Origin of the sequence: Sphingomonas sp. BGYR3 (genome assembly GCF_025153455.1) — a bacterium.
GTDB lineage: Bacteria > Pseudomonadota > Alphaproteobacteria > Sphingomonadales > Sphingomonadaceae > Sphingomonas.
This window is the reverse complement of record NZ_JANZNT010000001.1, coordinates 2443799-2461090: the sequence shown is the minus strand read 5'-3', so window position 1 is coordinate 2461090 and position 17292 is coordinate 2443799. Positions and strand designations below refer to the sequence as shown.

Genomic DNA, 17292 nt, shown 5'->3' with positions numbered 1-17292 from the left:
GTTTCAGCAATGCCGGACGGCGTTACAGCCAGAAATCGCGCGCGGTCAGATCGGTCACGCCATCAACGATGATGGTGAAATCGGCCACCCCGTCTCCATTGACGTCGCCATAAACATGGGTCGAACCGTTGACGACTTCCGTGCGCAGTTCGCCTGCCTTTTTGGTGAAGCTGCTCGTCCCGATAAAGCGGAACGTGTCGTTGGCCGACGTGCGGGTGTTGGCGTCCATCAACGCAAGGTTGATGATGTCGCGATCGGCACGATTGAAATCGGCAATCACATCGACCGTCGATCGGTTGCCTGCATAATCGTCACGAAAGCGGAACTGGTCGGCGCCCGCGTTGCCGTACAACGCGTCGTTGCCGGCCCCTCCCTCGATCGTGTCGTCGCCAAGGCCGCCATAGATCCGGTCGTTGCCGGCCCCGCCCGTCAGCAGGTCGTTGCCGGCATCGCCATAGATCAGGTCGTCGCCATCCTCGCCGCGAAGGTCATCGATCCCGTCGCCGCCATAGATCGCGTCGTTCCCGGCGCCGCCCTGGATCAGGTCGTTGCCGCCAAGGCCGTACAGCGTGTCGATCCCGCCGGATCCGACCAGCCGGTTGTCGAGCGCATTGCCATGGCCGGTCAGGTTTTCCTTCTGCAGCCACAGCTCCTCGACATTGTCGCCAAGCTTGAAACTGACATCGGAATGCACGGTGTCGCGCCCCCTGTCGGCACCCTCCACCACCACGTCATTGGCATGGCGGACGACGTACAGGTCATTGCCCGCCCCGCCATGAAACTCCTCGAACCCCGTCCCGTTCGACACCAGGCGATCCGCCTTGTCCGTGCCCATGACCTTCTTGATTTCTGGCGCTAGGGCGGGCTGGAACTGGGCGGCTGCATCCGCGGTGCCCGCGCTGCCGGCACCGGTTCCCCCCGAACCGCCGCCGCCGATCGCGCCCAGCAGACCAGACAGGGTCGCGGCCAGCAACGATGTCGCCATGGTGGTCAGTTCGGGAACCAGTTTCAGCCGCCCATTGATGTCCGCTGCCGAAACGCTGCTTTCCGCACTGTTGATCAGCTTGTTGTGCGCCTGCTCGACGCTGGACATCGGGCCCCATTCGAAACGGGTCGCCGAATTGTTGCTGATTACCCCGCCGTCGATCACGTGCGGCTTGATCCACGACAGCTGGTCGGCATAGCCGGCAACCTTGTTGTCCGTCACCGTCACGTTCTTGCCGGTGAAGAAAATGCCGTTCCACATGCCGCCGGCGATCAGATTGTTGGTGATCGACAGGCCGATGGGTGGTTTCACACCCGAATTGTCATGGACGAAAATGCCCTGGATCGGCCGCCCTTCGCCCCGGACAAAGACGTTGGAATCGATGTTGATGTTGGTGGCGCTGGCAGTCGTGTTCTCGGTCCAGATCTGGATCGCATCGGCATGGTCGCCGCTGCGCCCGATGTCGCCCTCCGGCCAGAAATTGGTGAACAGATTGCCCTTGATGGTCAAACCATCGACGACGTTGCCGCGAATGCCGTCGACCCGGATGTCGTGAAAGACGTTGTCCGCAATCGTCACGTTCGTATTGCTGACCAGGTTCAGCGCGTTCATTGCCTTGCTGAACTCGCTGTTGGTGAGCGTCACGTCCTTCGACACGCGGATCACGAACGGTTCATGGCTCATGTTGGCGCCGGTGACGTCCAGCCGATCCAGATCGATGGACTTGGAATCCGATACCCGGAACACATAGAGCGGAGCATCGGGCTTGGCGGTCAGATCGACGGTGCTCAGGCTGATGTTCGAGCTGTTCTGGATGCGCAGGTCAGTGAACGTCGCCGGATTGCCGGCATCGGCCGAACGGATATAGACCTTGGACGCAAAGTTCATTCCGATCATCGAAACGTCGGAATAGGTCCCGGCTTTGAGCAGGATCGTTTCGCCGCCCTTCGCCGCCTTCAGTGCCGCAATCAACGATGCAGTCGAATCCACCGTGATGGTCGAACCGATCGTGGGAACAATTGTCCCCCCCGATACGTTGCCACCGAAATAGTTTATCGTTGCAGACTGTTCATTAAAAGCCGTTGCCATCGATTGGTCCTTGCATCGCGATCCGTTGTTCTGGTCGCCCAGATCACCGGGCCCCACATTTGCGTTATGCAGCGCACAATTTGCGATGATTTTAAGCCGCACAGTTAATGGCGGGCACACCATGACGGTTGCTGAATTTGCATTCGCCGAGCATGGCGGACAGCAGTCTGCGGTTAATGCGTAGGCCGCCGCAGAGAAGATCGCGAACAGCGCGAGGGTGATGCCCGCAATCCATCGGAACGGCCGACGGATACGGCTGAGTCGGGTGAAGCGGGGCATGAGGCTGGCCATGCGCCCAAGCTGCGACAAGGATCGTTTCGCTGCAAACGAATTGAGGCCTGTCCGTGCTGCACAGCGACAGGATCAGCGATGACGCTTGTCCGGCTGCTAATTCCGCAGACCGAAGGCAGCGCGAAAGGTTCCAATCCCTGCATAGGGCTGGCTGACCAGATAGCTGCGAGCGGCCTTTGCTGCCCGTGCCCATTGCCGTCCGGCAATCGCCCGCGCCAGTTCATAGGCGATGAAGCCGCCCAGTTCCTGTTTCCAGAACCGCCTTATCGCGGCCCAGCGCGCGGTTCCGATCCCGCCGATCTTCGCCTGCTCGGCCCGGTCGACGACGTCCAGCGCCGCCCACATCATTTCGCTGACATGATGGGTCGCCTGGCCCGGGTGACGCCGGTAATGCGCCACCGGCTCGCCGTGACACAGGCCGGTTGCGCCATCGGCCAGCATCCGCACGTACAGCTCGAAATCCTCGCACATCCGGCGGCCGACCTCGAACCCGCCGGCCCGGCGCACGGCATCGGTCCGCATCACCGTCTGGCTCGGCCGCGGAATGGTGTTGAAGAACACGTCCTCAAGGGCAAAGCGACGAGCGGGCGGCAGCCGCGTGGACAGCACCTTGCCCGAACTGTCGATGTCGTTCGTGCCGCCAAAGGCGATGACGCTTTCAGGATCGTTCCCCAGATGCCGGATGCCCAGGCCAGCCGCATCGGGCAGCAGGATATCGTCCGAATCGAGAAACAGGACATAGGGCGCGGTTACGGCGGCCAGGCCGGTATTTCGCGCCTTTGACACGCCGCCATTGGCTTGCCGGATGACGGTGACGCCGTCGAACCCGTCTGCCACCGCGTGGCTGCCGTCCGACGAACCGTCGTCGACAAAGATGACCTCGACCGTCACGTCCCGCTGGGCAAGCGCGCTTTCAATCGCCTGCCCGCAAAAACGGGCGCCGTTGTAACAGGGTATGACGACCGCAATGTCCGCCCCGTGTCGGGCCGTGACCGGTTCGATGCCGTCCATGCAATGGATCCGCCGATGACACGGCACCACTGCCGCCCGGGGTCATTATCACATGTGTGCGCCGCAGCAACGTCGCTTTGCGTCGGTTCTGGCTCGCCTTATCCCTCCCGGAACGCGCGATTGAACTGATCGGCCAGCGGCTTGAAGAGATAGGAGAGGAACGAACGGCTGCCGGTTTGCAGGAACACCTCGACCGGCATCCCGCTGACCAGCTCGCGCCCGTTCAGCAGCGCAAGCTCGGCCGGGCTGACTTCCACCGCCACCACATAGAAGGACGCGCCGGTGCGTTCATCGACCGTCCGTTCCGGCGCGACGCGCAGCACCCGGCCCTTCAGCTGCGGCGTGGTCTGCGCATTGAACGCGCTGAAGCGAAGCTCCGCCGGCTGATTGACGCGCACCGAATCGATGTCGGTCACCGGGACATGTGCCTCCACCACCAGCCGGTCGCCCGTGGGGACCAGGTTCAGGATGGTCTGACCGGCCGGCACGACGCCGCCGATGGTGGTGAATGCCAGCTTGTCGATCACCCCATCCTGCGGCGCGACGATCAGGCTGCGGTCCTTTTGATCGGACGCGGCGACCGACCGGACCGACTGTTCGTTCAGGCGGCTGGTCACTTCGGCCAGGTCAATGCCCGCCTGTGTGGCCATGGCGATCCGCGCCTGTGCCGCCTGCTGGCGCAATTCGGCGATCTGGGCTCGGATCTGGGCGACCTGTGCGCGCAGGGCGGCACTGTCGCCGTTCAGGCTGACCGATGTGCGCTCGACTTCGTTCAGCCGGGCAACGGTGACCAGGCGGCGCTCGTACAGGCTGCGCAGATTGTCGCGTTCCGGCTCGATCAGGGCAATCTGCCGGCGATTGGCGGTCACCTGGGCGTCCAGCGCCGCGATCTGCTGTTGCGCCTGGCGGATGCGCTCCTCGAACTGGCCGGCCTCGGTCGCGCGCGCCTGACGGCGCAGGGCGAACAGGCGGCTTTCGGCCTCCATCGCCGCCACGGCCGACGGGTTGCTGCGCGACAGCGATGCTGGAAAGGCGATCTGCCCCGCCTGATCCCGCTCGGCGGTCAGCCGCGCCTGCTGCGCCAGCAACTGTTCGACGGTTTCGCCGATCCGCATGACGCTTTCGCCGGTCACGCGGTCATCCAGCCGCATCAGCCGGTCCCCGCGCCGCACCCGATGGCCGTCGCGTACATAGAGTTCGGCGATCACGCCGCCGACGGGATGGGCGATCTTCTTGACCTGATGCTCGACCGTCACCGTGCCCGATGCGACGACCGCTGCCCTGGTCTGGACCAGCGCGGCGGCACCCAGCAGCAGCGCGGCAAGCAGGCCGATGATCAGGATCGCCCGCCGCGCCTGCCCCCGCAACGCGGCCTGGTGCGACTGGAACGGCACGGTCCCGGCCGTCAGGACGGCCGAGGGATGCTGAACGGGGATCAGATAGCTCATGAAATCGGGCCTGCCAGATGAGGGGCGCCATCGCGCGTGTCGGGTTTCTGAAGCGCGGCGCGCACCTGCGCCGGCGGTGCCAGCGCCGCGGCACGCCCGCCGCGAAGGACCAGGACGGTGTCGGACCGGTCGATGATCGTGGCTTCATGCGTGACGACGATCACCATCGCACCCCGTTCGAGCGCCATGTCGATCGCGGATTGCAGCCCCTTTCGCGCGCGCTGATCGGCGCAGGCGGTCGGATCGTCAAGCAACAGCAGGACCGGATCGCCGAAACAGGCCCGGGCAAGCGCAATGCGATGGATCATCGATGCGTTCAGCCGCTCGCCATCGTCGCCGACCTCTGTGTCATAGCCATCGGTCAGGGCCACGATCGCGTCATGCACACCCGCCGTCCGGGCGGCGGCCAGCACTGCCTCGCTGCTGGCCATCGGATCGAAACGGGCGATGTTTTCGGCAATGGTGCCGCGTGCCAGCACGGGCCGCTGGGGCATATAGCCGATGGCCTGATCCAGGATCGCGTCGGTCCAGTGCGGGATCAGCACGCCGTCCAGCCGCACGCCGCCGATGGCAACGGGCAGTTGCCCGGCAATGGCGCGCATCAGCACCGATTTGCCCGCGCCGCCCGGCCCGATCACGGTCAGCATCTGACCGGCATCCAGCGTAAAGGCGATGTTGCTCAGCAACACCCGATGATCCCCCGGCGAGCCCAGCAGGGTAATGTCGCATTCCATCCGCGCGCGCGGCGGCGGCAGATTGGCGGCAGCGGCGGTCTGCACCGGCAGCGCAAGCCAGGTACGGATCGCGCCCCAGCCGGTCAGGCAGGCCGCGATCGTGCCGCTCTGCATGACCAGCACGATCAGCGGCAGCATCCCGATCATCGCCAATGCCTGTGCCGCAGCGATCAGCGGCATCGACGCATGATCGGCCAGCGCCATCCATCCGCCCGCGATGAACAGCGGCAACCACGTCGCCAGCAGGGCAATGGCCACGGCGACCGGCGGCGGACCGGCCGATTGTGCCGCATCCTCGATGGTTCGGCCGGTCAGCAGAACCGGCGCCCAGCCGCTGCGCATCCGCTCGCGCATCCCGGCAGGACGCAGCATGGCGATGGTGCGCACGTCAATTTCGGCGGCACCGGCCGCTTCCTCACGCGCCATGATGGCGTAGCGGGACCGGATACCGCGCCACGACAGGAACAGCATGGCGCCCGCCGCCGCCAGCGCGACCGCGCCGATCCAGGGCACGATCAGCGCCAGGATCAGGCCCGACAACAGGACGCCCGGCACATCCATCAGCGCGCCCGCCGCCGGTCCGTTCAGAAAGGCGCGGATCGCCCGCAGATGCCGCCCGTCATCCTGTTTGATGGCGCACAGCCGTGCCGCCACCATCGGCGGCACGCACGCATCGGCGACCGCGGACATCTGGCCCAGCATCCGCGCACGCGCGGTCCAGGCGACAGCCATCGCAACCAGCGCGATCAGGCCGATTGCGCCGACACCGGCCAGTGTCGGCACGCTGCGTGCCGGCACGGCCATGGCAATCATCTGCCACCCCGTCAGCGCGGCGATCAGAGGCGCGATCCAGATGACCAGGCTCAGCACGGCAAGCCCCGCCCATCCGGCCTTCATCACCCGCTGAAAATCGTTGAAACTGGCCGGAATTGCGGGCGCGTCGGCTTGCTCGATCGCCTGATCGATCCGTCGTTCCCATTCGGCGCGGCGTGATGGATCAAACATCGCTGTGCAAAAAGCCCCTTACTCGTCAGCCCCTGTTTGCCGCAGACCGGTTAAGACGCCCCTAATCATGCTTCAGCAAATATGCAGGAAAGGCATGGTTCAACGCCGTTGAAACTGGCCGAAGCTGGAACAGGGATGCCGGAAAATAACATGGTTCCGCGCTTGCTTGACTTCCGCTAGAGAGACACCGCTTTGGGATGTGCCGGGGGAGAGCCATGAAGATCAGGACAGCGGTTTGTGCGACCGCCCTTTGCTGGAGCGCGACGGCGACGGCGCAGAATGTTTCGCTGCCTTTCGTGGCGAACCAGACGCGGCGTATCGACGTGACGCTGCAGGCGTCGGCCGCGTATGACACCAACGCTGCCCGGCTGACCGATCAGCGGGCCGAGGAACTCGACCTGCAACCGGAAGATTTCCGGTTTTCGCCATCTGCCTCGGTCGACATCTATGTTCCCGTCGGCGGGATTGGCGTCGCCAGCCTGAGCGGCGGCGCGGCCTATGACATCTACAGCCGCAACAGCGGCCTTGATGGCGAACGGATTTCGCTGGATGGCGGCCTGGCATCGCGGCTGTCGATCTGCGACACCACGCTGGGTGCGGGCATTTCGCGTCGACGCAGCAATCCCGGCGATCTTGGCCTGACCGCCGATCAGACCGACGACCGGGTCAGCTTCAGGAACTTCGAGACGACCAAGACGGCGTCGCTGACCCTGGCTTGCGGACCGCAGGTCGGCTTTCGCCCGGTTGCGCAGATTTCGTACACCGACGGCAAGAACACCAACGATCTGCGGCGCGGCGCCAATTACAACACCGTCCTGTATGGCGGCGGCCTGCTCTACGCTCAGCCGTCGATCGGGGAAATCGCCCTGCTGGTCGGGCAGGCGGAAACGGATTTCACCGAGCGTCAGGACAATCCGCTCACCTTTCTGGGCATTGACGGGTTCAAGGTGCGCAGCTTTGGCGTGTCCTTCACCCGCGCCGTCACCCCGACGTTTCAGGGTCAGATTCAGCTGAACTACACCGATGTGATCGCCGGCGGGATCAAGGCGTTCGACGGCATCACCGGCCGTGCCAATGTGCGCGTCTCGCCCGGCGGCCCCTTTGCCGTGTCGTTTACCGGCGTGCGCCAGGCGGTGCCCGCGCTCAATTTCGATATCGATTATTTCATCGAAACCGCGCTGCGCACCGACCTTACCTATGCGCTGTCGCCGCGGCTGAACCTGGTGGGCAGCTATACCTATCGCACGCGCGATTATGTCTCCACCTTCCCGCGTGCGCTGCGGCCATTGACCGACGATACCCAGCATGTCGTAGGTGCCGGCCTGCAGTTTCAGAAGACCCAGCGGCTGTTCTTCGGCCTTGGCGCAACCTATGACACACGCCGCGCCAATGACCCGTTTTATGACTATGACAGCGCTCGCATCGAATTCTCAGTGAGACTCCTTCGTTAAGCTAGAGTAGGGCTTCGCGCATGCACAAAACTTCCAACGCTCTCATCGTCGCGCTTTCGGTGACGGCCATGACGCTTTCCGGCACGGCCGGCGCCCAGACCGCCGGCACCGCGCCGGTTCAGCCCCCGCGTGCCGCACAGGGCGTTCCTGCCGCCCCGGCGGCGCAGGAAAACGTGTCTCTGGTCGATGGCTATGTCCTTGGCGCGGGCGACATCATCGAGGTGAGCCTGCTCGGCCGCGAGGATTTCAAGCCCCGGGTCCAGGTGCAGAGCGACGGAACGATTGCCCTGCCACTGATCGGCAGCATCCGCGCCGCCGACCTGACCGTGCTGCAGTTGCGAGATCAGATTCGCGCCGCCCTGGTCAGCGGCGGCTATTATTCGGCTCCGGTGCTGAACATCTCGATCGTCACCTATGCCAGCCGCTACATCACGGTCCTGGGCCAGGTGGCCAATCCCGGCGTCGTGCCGATTGACCGCGCCTATCGTCTGTCCGAAGTCATCGCGCGTGCTGGCGGCGTGCGCGAAACCGGCGGCGACAAGATCACGCTGACCCCGGCCGGCGGTTCGCCGCGCGAATTGTCGCTGAAGGCGATTGCGACCGGTCGCGGTGAAGAGGATCCAATCGTCAATCCGGGCGACAAGGTCTATGTGGCCGAAGCCGAGACCTTCTATATCTATGGTCAGGTGACGGCGCCCGGCACCTATCCCATCGATCCGGGCATGACGTTGCGCAAGGCGCTGGCCCGTGGCGGCGGCCTGACCCCGCTGGGGTCGGAGCGCCGGACCAAGCTGATCCGCGGACAGCAGGAAATCGGCAGCGCAAAGCTCGACACCATCGTCGAGCCCGGTGACGTGATCGTCGTCGGCCAGAAGTTCTTCTAAGCACGAGGGCCGGATGTATTTTGTCAGCTTCTTTCGTGCACTATGGGCCCGGCGAAAGCTCATCGTCAGCATCATGCTCGCCTGCCTGATCGGCGCCAGCGTCGTCTCGATCTTCGTGCCGACCAAGTACAAGGCGCAGGCCCGCGTGATGCTGGACGTGATCCGTCCGGACCCGGTCACCAATGAAGTGATCAATGCCGGCTTTGCCCGCGCCTTTGCCCAGACTCAGGTCGAACTGTTCGCCGATCCGGCGCTTGCCGCCCGTGCGATCACCGATCTGGGCTGGCCCAAGCGTGAGGATCTGCGCGCCGCTTATGTCGCGTCGACGGATCAGCCCAGCGAACAGGGCTTTATCCGCTGGTTGGCGCAGGGCGTGACGCTGAACACCACCGCCCGGGTGATCGAGGGGACAAACGTCCTCGAAATCGAATTTGTCGATACCAACCCGGATCGGGCGCGCACCATCGCGGACGCGCTGCGTCAGGCCTATATCGAACAGAGCATCGACCAGCGCCGCGAAACCGCGACCCGCAATGCCGACTGGTTCGCCAACCAGACCGAAAAGATCCGCCGCGAACTGAATCAGGCCGAATCGCAGCGCACCGCGTTCGAACGCGCGAACAACATCGTGCTGCAGGACGATTACAGCGACACCGAAAGCGCCCGGCTGAAGGCGCTGGCCGGAACCACGCCGATGCCCTCCATGCCCAGCGTGTCGATCCCGGTCGGTCCGGGGCCGGCCCAGACCCAGCTGGCGCAGATCGATGGGCAGATCGCGGCCCTGTCGCGCGAACTGGGGCCGAATCACCCCGACCTCGTTGCCCTGCGCCAGACCCGGACCGCAGTGGCCCAAGCCGCAGCGCAGGAACGCGCCGCTGCCGCCGCATCGCGCGCGCCTGCGGCCACTGGGCCGTCCATCGCGTCGCAAGTGTCGCAGACCCAGGCAAAGGTCATCGCCCAGCGTGACGAGATCGCGCAGCTGCGTCAGATGCAGGCCAGGATCGACGGCCTGCGCGAACAGTTCAGCAAGGCCGCGTCGCGGACCGCCGAACTGCGTCAACAGGCACAGGCGCGCGAAGGCGGCATCACCTTGCTGGGACAGGCGACCACGTCGAACAAGCCGGTCGGCCCGCTCAAGGCAGTGATCATCGGCGGCGCTGCTGCGTTCGGTCTGGTGCTCGGCATCCTGCTGGCGCTGCTGTTCGAACTGCTTCGCCGCCGTGTGCGCAGCGTTTCCGATCTGTCAATCGAATCGGTGCCGGTGATTGCGATCATCCCGTTCACCAACCCGGATCGTCGCGTTCCCGCGACGGGCGCCTGACCCCTCAAGGCTGGAGCATCATCGTGTCCAAAGCTGCCTCAGCGATTTCTGAGACAACTACACCGGCCGCCGGTGCGGGCAAGGCGCCGCTGCCGGAACCCGTCACCTATTCGGTGTCGCCCGACGTCGTGGTGCTGGATCAGCAGGGCGGCGCCCAGGCCGAATCCATCGGCTCGCTGCGCACGCACCTCATCGCCACGCATATCCGCAACGGCCGCCGCGCGCTGGGGATTTGTTCCAGCGATGGGGAAAGCGGGTCGGAATTCGTGGCCGTCAATCTGGCGGTCAGCCTGGCTCAGGCGGGGATCCGCACCCTGCTGATCGACGGCAATATGCGCACGCCGTTCGTGGAAACGGCCATCATCCCGTCGCGGCCCGTGCCCAATCTGCGCCAGTTGCTGACCGACGAGACCCTGTCGATCAGCGACACGATCCAGGCCGATGTGATCCCGCATCTGTCCGTGCTGTATTCCGGCGGCCCGGCTGCCGATGCGCAGGAACTGCTGAACGGCGCGCGGTTCAAACAGGTGATCGACACCTGCATGCGCGATCACGAATTGACGCTGATCCTGACGCCACCGACCAATCGGTGCGCCGATGCCCGCCGGATCGCATCGGTGGTGCGCTATGTCCTGATCGTCGCGCGCCGCGACGTCAGCTTCGTTGACGACCTGTCGACCCTGGTCACTCAGCTGAACGGCGATGGCGCCATGGTCATCGGTTCGGTGATGAACGTCTGATCCCGCCCCCTCCTCCGGACGCACATCCGGAAGAGGGGGATGAGACGTCACACCCAGCCGCGCGATATCTTCCAGTCGATGACGGCCTGCGCCATGATCGCGTGATGGAACGGGCCGGGGTGCAGGCCGCTGCCATGCGCTGTTGCCCGCACCGGGTTGCCGACCGCCTTGGCCGCCTGCCCGCCCTGCCAGATGATGCCGACGACATAGGGGCCGGTTCCGGTCACACTGGTCACGACGCCATAATGGAACGCCGCCCCGCCCACCGCCAGATAATGGCCGACCAGCGGCGCATCGGTCAGGGTGATGTTGCCCGAGCCGCCATAGGCGGCGGCGACCGTCGTGGTGAACGACTGCACCGGCAACAGGTCACGATCCGCCGCCGTATCCGCGCTGCCATAGCGCCACGGGGCAAAGCTGCCCCGGATGCTGCCATCGGCCCGCAGCTCGGCAGAGGGACTGCCCAGGCCATCCGGCCCGCCAATCGCCTCATTCACCTGCCAGCGGACGCCCGTAGGATAGGTGTTCGGCGCGGTCGGCGTCTGGTTGGCCAGCGTGGCATAGCCATCGGTTGACGCGGGAAGCGCGATCATCTCCACCTGCGTCACCGGCATGGTCGCGCCCAGCACCGCGCGGAACGTCGAATAGACGTTCTTGAGGTGGCCGACCAACTGCGCCTTGGTGACGGTGCCGTTGACGCTGTTGGTGCCGTGCTGGACGACAATCTCGTCAACCGGCGATGCCCCGCCGTTCAGCGCCATCGCCTTGGTCAGGATTTCCAGCTTCAGCGCCACCCGCGATGGCGTGCCGTAATTCTCCGGGTTCTGCCCGGGCACACAGAAGTTGAAGCAGGGGATGCGTTTGCTGGTGCTGGCATCGTCCAGGCCAAGGCCCAGATAGCCGAACTCCGCACGGGCCGACATGACGGCCGCGTTCGCGTACTGATCGGCGCCCGCCCCGATGCTGTCGCCCAGCGCCAGCAATGCCGGGCGACCATCGCCCCCCTTGCCCATCATGGCACAGGGCCGCCAGTGCACCGCATTGCTGTTGTTCAGCGATACCGTGGTCAGCGTCGATGCCAGCGAGGTCGAGCTGCCCCGCTGCGCCTCGTTCGGTGCCGCTGCCGGACCACCGGGACAAGTGCCGGTGCGGGTAAACTCGGTCGCCACGCGCATCGACAGGACAGTGTTTGCAGGCAGAGGGGTTGCGAACGCGCACCGCACCCATTTGCCCGCCCCATCGGTGTTGGGATCAATCGTCTCGTCCCCGGCCGTGATGGTCGCATCCACCCATGTGCCAGAGATCAGGACGGAAATCCGCTCGATCCGCAGCGCGCCCGTCACCTTTGCCTCATGGTCGGCAACGCTGGTCAGGTTGGCAAAGGTGGACCAGAAAAACGCCGCCTCGTTCGTTGCCCATGCGCCCGTCGCAAAGACATGGGCATAGGCCTGGAACAGGAAGCTCGCGTTGATCGTCTGCGTCCCCGTGGGCAGGCGGAACCGCGTGCCCATCGGGCTATACCGCGCGGGCGACGTGCCGCCCGGCGTGGGCGTCGGCGTGCCGCCACCGCCCCCGCCGCTCACCGGCCGTGGCGGCCAGGCACCAAATCCGAACCCGACCATCAGGCGTATGCCATGACGGGAACAGTGGTGCCGGTCTGGCGCACATGGCTGACCCGCACGTCGATGCGCTCGCCATTCAGCACGGGGTGCTGCGTATCGGCGGTATCGCCAATTGCCCGGAACGTGATTGTCCCCGCCCCGCCCGCACGCAAAGCCTTGGTCACATGGGGCAGCGGCTGGCTGTCGCTCGGCACGACTGCAAAGCAATGGCGCGCGGGCGCATCCACGCTGTCCTTAAAGCTGACGAATCGATCGGTCATGAACATTCCCCACCAGTTTGTTTCTGGTTTGTTCTATTCATGGGGATGCGATGTAGGACAGCGGAAAAATGCCGACCCGCCGGTCCGCCCGCCCAACTCAATGCCGGGAACGGTTAATCCTGCGGCGCCTCGTCGATCCGACGGGCGGGATTGCCGATCACCACCGCGCCATCCGGGATGCTGCGCGTGACGATCGATCCGGCATGGACCACGCAGTTTTCGCCAATGGTGACGCCGGGCATCACGATGGCGCGCGGGCCGATATAGCTGCCTGCACCGATGACGGTGTTGAGTTCCAGGTGCCGGGTCACGTCATGGGTCAGGATAACGGCTTCCTCGTCGATGCGCACGCGGTCGCCGATATGCACCCCGGCCGGATAGGTGCGGTCGATCAGCGCGGTCGGCGCAATGCTGGCTCCGGGATGGATATCCATGTTCAGAAGCGCCCGACGAACCCAGCGCTGAATCATTGCCCGCACGCAGCATGCCCTTCCCAAGTCGGCTAGCGCCGCTTTGCCCGACCGGGCGGGGATGCTCAACCCCGGCGGGACGGAAGTTCCGATCCCCCGTCGCCCCGCCATTGCCCAACCGGGGCAAGCGATGGCAAGGGGACGCGCATGGCCCGACGCTCGCTCGATCAGTTGCATTCGGTGCGCATGGCGCTGCTGTCGCTGCGGCGGCGGTGGCTGTCGCTGCGCCACGGGTTGCGGATGCCGGCCAGTTCCAGCATCTCGCTGTCCGGACGGATCGTGGGCGGCGGACCGGACAGCATCGTGATCGGCGAACACAGCCTGGTGGCCTTTAAAACGCTGTTGATCGCGCGCGACAGCCGCACCGGACAGGTCCGGCCGATCCGCATCGGCAACCGCTGCTTCATCGGCGGCGGATCGGTCATCCTGCCCGGCGTGACCATCGGCGACGGGTGCGTCATCGGATCGGGATCGGTCGTCTTCGATGACGTACCCTCGGGCAGCATCGTCGCGGGCAATCCCGCACGCGTGATCAAAAGCGGCGTGACCGTCGGTCCTCGCGGCCGATTGATGCCGGAACCGGTCGGCGAAACAGGGAATTAACCAATCCCGGCTATCCGTGGCCGCTATGTCAGCCCCGTTTTCCATCGGCCAACGGCCCCGCGAATCCGCGGCGGCGGACCTGTCGGCATTCACCCTCTGGGCAAAGCGGTCGATGCGCAGCATCGCGGCGGTCAGCGCGGTGCTCAACGTGCTGCTGCTGGCTGGCTCGATTTACATGATGCTGGTCTATGACATCGTGCTGCCCGGCCGGAACATGCCGACGCTGGCCGGCCTGTTGGTCATCGTGACCATCGCCTATCTGTTTCAGGGGTTGCTGGAGGTGACGCGCGCCCGGATGCTGGTGCATCTGGGGGCCAGCGCGGATGCCGCGATCGGCCGCCATGCCTATGATGCGGCGGTGCGGATGGCGCGCACCGACCCGCGCGGGGATTCGGCAGAGCCGCTGCGCGATCTGGAACGGGTACGCAGCTTTTTGTCGGGCAATGGTCCGGCGGCGCTTTCCGACCTTCCCTGGGTCGCCGTGTTCTTGGTCTTCCTGTTCCTGCTGCATCCCCTGCTGGCGTTGACTGTCGGGCTGGGCGCACTGATCCTGATCGTGTTGGCGGTGGTCAATGATCGGGTCACATCGCGTTCGGCCGCCCCGATCGCCGGTCTGGCGCTGCTGCGCAATCAGGCCGCCGATACCGCGCGCCGCCATGCCGAACTGTCCCATGTCCTTGGCATGGATCAGGCGATGCGCACCCGGTTCGAACGCAGCGCCGTCGAGTATATCGACGCACAGGCCCGGCTGGGCGGCACCGCATCCACGCTGGCCAGCATCGGGCGGATGTTCCGGATGCTGCTTCAGTCGCTGGTGCTCACCATCGGCGCGGTGCTGGTCATCAACGATCAGGCGACGGGCGGCGTGATCTTTGCCAGCTCGATCCTCTCCTCTCGCGCGCTGGCCCCGATTGAACAGGCGATCGCGAACTGGCGCGGGTTCGTCTATGCCCGGCAAAGCTGGCGGCGCCTGTCCGGCACGTTGGGCGAGGCACCACAGCCCGCCCGCATGGCCTTGCCCGCCCCACGCGAACGGCTGGATGTCATCGGCCTGACCGTCGCCCCGCTCGGGACCGACCGCCCCGCCGTGCGAAAGGTCGGGTTCAGCATCGAAGCGGGCACGACGCTGGCCATCATCGGGCCAAGCGGCGGCGGCAAATCGACACTGCTGCGCGCCGTGGCCGGGATCCTGACGCCCTTGTCCGGCCGGGTTCAGCTGGACGGAGCATCGATCGACCAATGGTCCGCCGACCGACTGGCGCCGCATCTTGGCTATTTGCCGCAAACGCCCGAACTGATGGCCGGAACCATCGCGGAAAACATCGCCCGGTTCACGCCAGGGGCGTCCATGGCCGCCATTGTCCGTGCCGCCGAACTTGCCGGGGTGCACGACATGATCCTGCGGCTGGATCAGGGATATGACACCGTCATCGGCGCCAACGGCCTTGGCCTGTCATCGGGCCAGTCGCAGCGCATTGCCCTTGCCCGCGCGCTGTTCGGCGATCCGTTTCTGGTCCTGCTGGACGAACCCAATGCCAATCTGGATGTGGAGGGCGAACGCGCTCTGGCCGATGCCGTCCGCTCGGTTCGCGCGCGACAGGGCATCGTGATCGTCGTCGCCCATCGCTCCTCGATCCTGGCCTGTATCGACCTTGTGATGATCCTTCGCGATGGCGAGGTTCAGGCAATGGGCGCACGCGATGCCGTGCTTCAGCCCGGTACGGCCTATCCGCGCGTGGTCCCGAACGGCGCACCGCCGCCGCCACGTGTCGCTGCGGACCTGTCGGCATGATCCGCCGGCAAGGCACGCTGCCACCACCATATCGGCACATATTGCATTGCAAAATAGCCCTGTCTTACGGGGTGCTTGCAAGCTATGATGCAAACGGCGCAAGGGGAGGCCCGCAGAATGTCGACAGTTGAACGGCTCATTCCGATCGTAGCGAAGCAGCTTGGACGCGATCCCGGCGAATTCAGCGCATCCACCGACCTGCAGGAAGCGGGCTATGAATCGCTCGACGTGATCGAGACGATTTTCGCGATCGAGGAAGAGTTCGGCATCGACGTGAACTACAACGCCAATGTCGATGATCCCGACAAGCTGCGGACGATCGGCGACCTGGCGACCATGGTGGACGAAGCCGTCGCAGCCAAGGGCGCTCAGTGACGCACCGGCGGGTAGCCGTCACCGGAATCGGCGCAATCTCGGCCGCGGGCATGACAGCGTCCGCGACGTGGGAGGCGGTGCGCGATGCCCGCCCGGCGATCGGCCCGATCGACGTGCCGCGATCCGATCGGCTGAACATCAAGATCGCGGCCCAGGTGCGCGGGTTTCAGCCCGAAACGCTGCTGCCCCCGAAAAAAGCGGCGATGATGGACCGGTTTTCCCAGTTTGCCGTGGTCGCGGCGAACGAAGCGGTTGCCGAGGCGGGCCTCGCCCCCGGTGACGAGGCATTGTCGGCCGCGGCGGTCATCATCGGGATCGGCGTGGGCGGCCTCATCACCCTCGATGATTCCTTCTTCCGGCTTTACGGAGAGGGGTCGCACCGGACCCACCCGCTGACCATCCCGAAACTGATGTGCAACGCCGCCGCCAGTCAGGTGTCGATGATGCTGGGTGCGCATGGCATTACCTATGCCATTGCCAGCGCCTGTGCATCGGGCACCCATGCCATCGGCATCGCGGCACAGCTGGTCCGCTCCGGCGCGGTAAAGGTCGCGATCGGCGGCGGCAGCGAGGCGTGCATCACCACCGGCACCATGCACGGGTGGGAGGCGCTGCGCGTCCTGTCGTCCGACACGTGCCGCCCGTTTTCCCGCAACCGCTCCGGCCTGGTGCTGGGCGAAGGCGCGGGCGTACTCGTGCTGGAGGATTGGGATCATGCCGTCGCGCGCGGCGCACCGATCCTTGGCGAAATCCTGGGCTTTGGCGCCAATGCCGATGCCGGCGACCTGACCTCGCCCGATCCGGTTGGTGCCGCAGCCGCGATGACGCTGGCGATCAGGGATGCGGGCCTGACCCCGGCCGATATCGGCTATATCAACGCCCATGGTACCGGCACCACGATCAACGACCGGGTCGAGGCGACGGCCGTTGCGATGACATTCGATGGGGTCAAGGTGCCGCCGATTTCCTCGTCAAAGGGCGTGCTTGGCCATGGCCTGGGCGCGGCGGGCGCGCTGGAGGCGGTGGTCACGGTTCGCGCCCTGGCGGAACAGGTGATGCCGCCGACCGCGAATTGCGACGACCCGGACACTGATCTGGGGCTGGACATGATCCCCAATGAAGCGCGTCCAGCCCGGTTCGAAACCGCGCTGTCGAACAGCTTCGCCTTTGGCGGTCTGAACGCCGTGCTGGCGTTCGGCCGGGCCTGATCC

15 protein-coding genes are annotated in these 17292 nt (G+C 65.4%); 8 read left to right on the top strand and 7 right to left on the bottom strand.

The window, feature by feature from the left end; translation table 11 throughout:
• Positions 1-22: 22 nt before the first annotated feature.
• The 4 genes from NYR55_RS11660 to NYR55_RS11645 form a co-directional block, all read right to left on the bottom strand.
• A complete protein-coding gene (locus NYR55_RS11660) occupies positions 23-2074 on the bottom strand; it encodes a right-handed parallel beta-helix repeat-containing protein (RefSeq protein WP_260021480.1) in 2052 nt (683 codons plus the stop codon).
• Between the two features lie 387 nt (positions 2075-2461).
• Complete coding sequence (locus tag NYR55_RS11655) at positions 2462-3376, bottom strand: glycosyltransferase (protein ID WP_260021479.1); 915 nt, start codon at positions 3374-3376, stop codon at positions 2462-2464.
• Between the two features lie 98 nt (positions 3377-3474).
• A complete protein-coding gene (locus NYR55_RS11650) occupies positions 3475-4824 on the bottom strand; it encodes an HlyD family type I secretion periplasmic adaptor subunit (protein ID WP_260021478.1) in 1350 nt (449 codons plus the stop codon).
• Positions 4821-6563 (bottom strand): ATP-binding cassette domain-containing protein, encoded by a 1743-nt coding sequence (locus NYR55_RS11645; RefSeq protein ID WP_260021477.1) that lies wholly within the window; start codon positions 6561-6563, stop codon positions 4821-4823. Before NYR55_RS11645 ends, NYR55_RS11650 begins: the two co-directional genes overlap by 4 nt.
• 215 nt (positions 6564-6778) lie before the next feature.
• Here NYR55_RS11645 and NYR55_RS11640 point away from each other — a divergent pair, with 215 nt between their 5' ends.
• The 4 genes from NYR55_RS11640 to NYR55_RS11625 are packed head-to-tail and all read left to right on the top strand — an operon-like array spanning position 6779 to position 10959.
• Positions 6779-8014 (top strand): outer membrane beta-barrel protein, encoded by a 1236-nt coding sequence (locus NYR55_RS11640; RefSeq protein WP_260021476.1) that lies wholly within the window; start codon positions 6779-6781, stop codon positions 8012-8014.
• Positions 8015-8034: 20 nt separating this feature from the next.
• Positions 8035-8898 carry an SLBB domain-containing protein gene (locus NYR55_RS11635; RefSeq protein ID WP_260021475.1) on the top strand — a complete coding sequence of 288 codons (864 nt, stop codon included), beginning with the start codon at positions 8035-8037 and terminating at the stop codon, positions 8896-8898.
• A 13-nt stretch (positions 8899-8911) separates the two neighbouring features.
• Positions 8912-10219: a Wzz/FepE/Etk N-terminal domain-containing protein gene (locus NYR55_RS11630; RefSeq protein WP_260021474.1), complete on the top strand. Its 1308-nt coding sequence runs from the start codon at positions 8912-8914 to the stop codon at positions 10217-10219.
• Positions 10220-10242: 23 nt separating this feature from the next.
• The gene (locus NYR55_RS11625) at positions 10243-10959 is read left to right on the top strand and encodes a CpsD/CapB family tyrosine-protein kinase (protein WP_260021473.1); all 717 of its coding nucleotides are present in this window, start codon (positions 10243-10245) and stop codon (positions 10957-10959) included.
• 47 nt (positions 10960-11006) lie between these two features.
• On the opposite strand, the gene NYR55_RS11620 is transcribed toward NYR55_RS11625, so the two are convergent.
• From NYR55_RS11620 to NYR55_RS11610, 3 genes are all read right to left on the bottom strand, one after another.
• Positions 11007-12581, bottom strand: coding sequence for a hypothetical protein (locus tag NYR55_RS11620; protein WP_260021472.1), 1575 nt, complete (start codon positions 12579-12581; stop codon positions 11007-11009).
• Positions 12581-12841, bottom strand: a complete 261-nt coding sequence (locus NYR55_RS11615; protein ID WP_260021470.1) for a hypothetical protein — start codon at positions 12839-12841, stop codon at positions 12581-12583. Before NYR55_RS11615 ends, NYR55_RS11620 begins: the two co-directional genes overlap by 1 nt.
• A 113-nt stretch (positions 12842-12954) precedes the next feature.
• Positions 12955-13275, bottom strand: a complete 321-nt coding sequence (locus NYR55_RS11610; RefSeq protein ID WP_260021468.1) for an acyltransferase — start codon at positions 13273-13275, stop codon at positions 12955-12957.
• Between the two features lie 183 nt (positions 13276-13458).
• Here NYR55_RS11610 and NYR55_RS14945 point away from each other — a divergent pair, with 183 nt between their 5' ends.
• The 4 genes from NYR55_RS14945 (at position 13459) to NYR55_RS11590 (ending at position 17289) form a co-directional block, all read left to right on the top strand.
• A complete protein-coding gene (locus NYR55_RS14945) occupies positions 13459-13914 on the top strand; it encodes a DapH/DapD/GlmU-related protein (protein WP_279338692.1) in 456 nt (151 codons plus the stop codon).
• Positions 13915-13939: 25 nt separating this feature from the next.
• Positions 13940-15706 (top strand): type I secretion system permease/ATPase, encoded by a 1767-nt coding sequence (locus NYR55_RS11600; protein WP_260021658.1) that lies wholly within the window; start codon positions 13940-13942, stop codon positions 15704-15706.
• Positions 15707-15823: 117 nt separating this feature from the next.
• The gene (locus tag NYR55_RS11595; protein WP_260021466.1) at positions 15824-16081 is read left to right on the top strand and encodes an acyl carrier protein; all 258 of its coding nucleotides are present in this window, start codon (positions 15824-15826) and stop codon (positions 16079-16081) included.
• Positions 16078-17289: a beta-ketoacyl-[acyl-carrier-protein] synthase family protein gene (locus NYR55_RS11590; RefSeq protein ID WP_260021464.1), complete on the top strand. Its 1212-nt coding sequence runs from the start codon at positions 16078-16080 to the stop codon at positions 17287-17289. The genes NYR55_RS11595 and NYR55_RS11590 overlap by 4 nt, the downstream gene beginning before the upstream one ends.
• Positions 17290-17292 lie beyond the last annotated feature (3 nt).

Excerpts from the sequence above, each read along its gene's own strand:
- NYR55_RS14945 (WP_279338692.1), top strand. The coding sequence starts at position 13,459 with ATGGCCCGACGCTCGCTCGATCAGTTGCATTCGGTGCGCATGGCGCTG.
- NYR55_RS11615 (WP_260021470.1), bottom strand. The coding sequence starts at position 12,841 with ATGACCGATCGATTCGTCAGCTTTAAGGACAGCGTGGATGCGCCCGCG.
- NYR55_RS11660 (WP_260021480.1), bottom strand. The coding sequence starts at position 2,074 with ATGGCAACGGCTTTTAATGAACAGTCTGCAACGATAAACTATTTCGGT.
- NYR55_RS11645 (WP_260021477.1), bottom strand. The coding sequence starts at position 6,563 with ATGTTTGATCCATCACGCCGCGCCGAATGGGAACGACGGATCGATCAG.
- NYR55_RS11620 (WP_260021472.1), bottom strand. The coding sequence starts at position 12,581 with ATGGTCGGGTTCGGATTTGGTGCCTGGCCGCCACGGCCGGTGAGCGGC.
- NYR55_RS11610 (WP_260021468.1), bottom strand. The coding sequence starts at position 13,275 with ATGGATATCCATCCCGGAGCCAGCATTGCGCCGACCGCGCTGATCGAC.
- NYR55_RS11630 (WP_260021474.1), top strand. The coding sequence starts at position 8,912 with ATGTATTTTGTCAGCTTCTTTCGTGCACTATGGGCCCGGCGAAAGCTC.
- NYR55_RS11640 (WP_260021476.1), top strand. The coding sequence starts at position 6,779 with ATGAAGATCAGGACAGCGGTTTGTGCGACCGCCCTTTGCTGGAGCGCG.
- NYR55_RS11655 (WP_260021479.1), bottom strand. The coding sequence starts at position 3,376 with ATGGACGGCATCGAACCGGTCACGGCCCGACACGGGGCGGACATTGCG.
- NYR55_RS11595 (WP_260021466.1), top strand. The coding sequence starts at position 15,824 with ATGTCGACAGTTGAACGGCTCATTCCGATCGTAGCGAAGCAGCTTGGA.
- NYR55_RS11635 (WP_260021475.1), top strand. The coding sequence starts at position 8,035 with ATGCACAAAACTTCCAACGCTCTCATCGTCGCGCTTTCGGTGACGGCC.
- NYR55_RS11650 (WP_260021478.1), bottom strand. The coding sequence starts at position 4,824 with ATGAGCTATCTGATCCCCGTTCAGCATCCCTCGGCCGTCCTGACGGCC.
- NYR55_RS11600 (WP_260021658.1), top strand. The coding sequence starts at position 13,940 with ATGTCAGCCCCGTTTTCCATCGGCCAACGGCCCCGCGAATCCGCGGCG.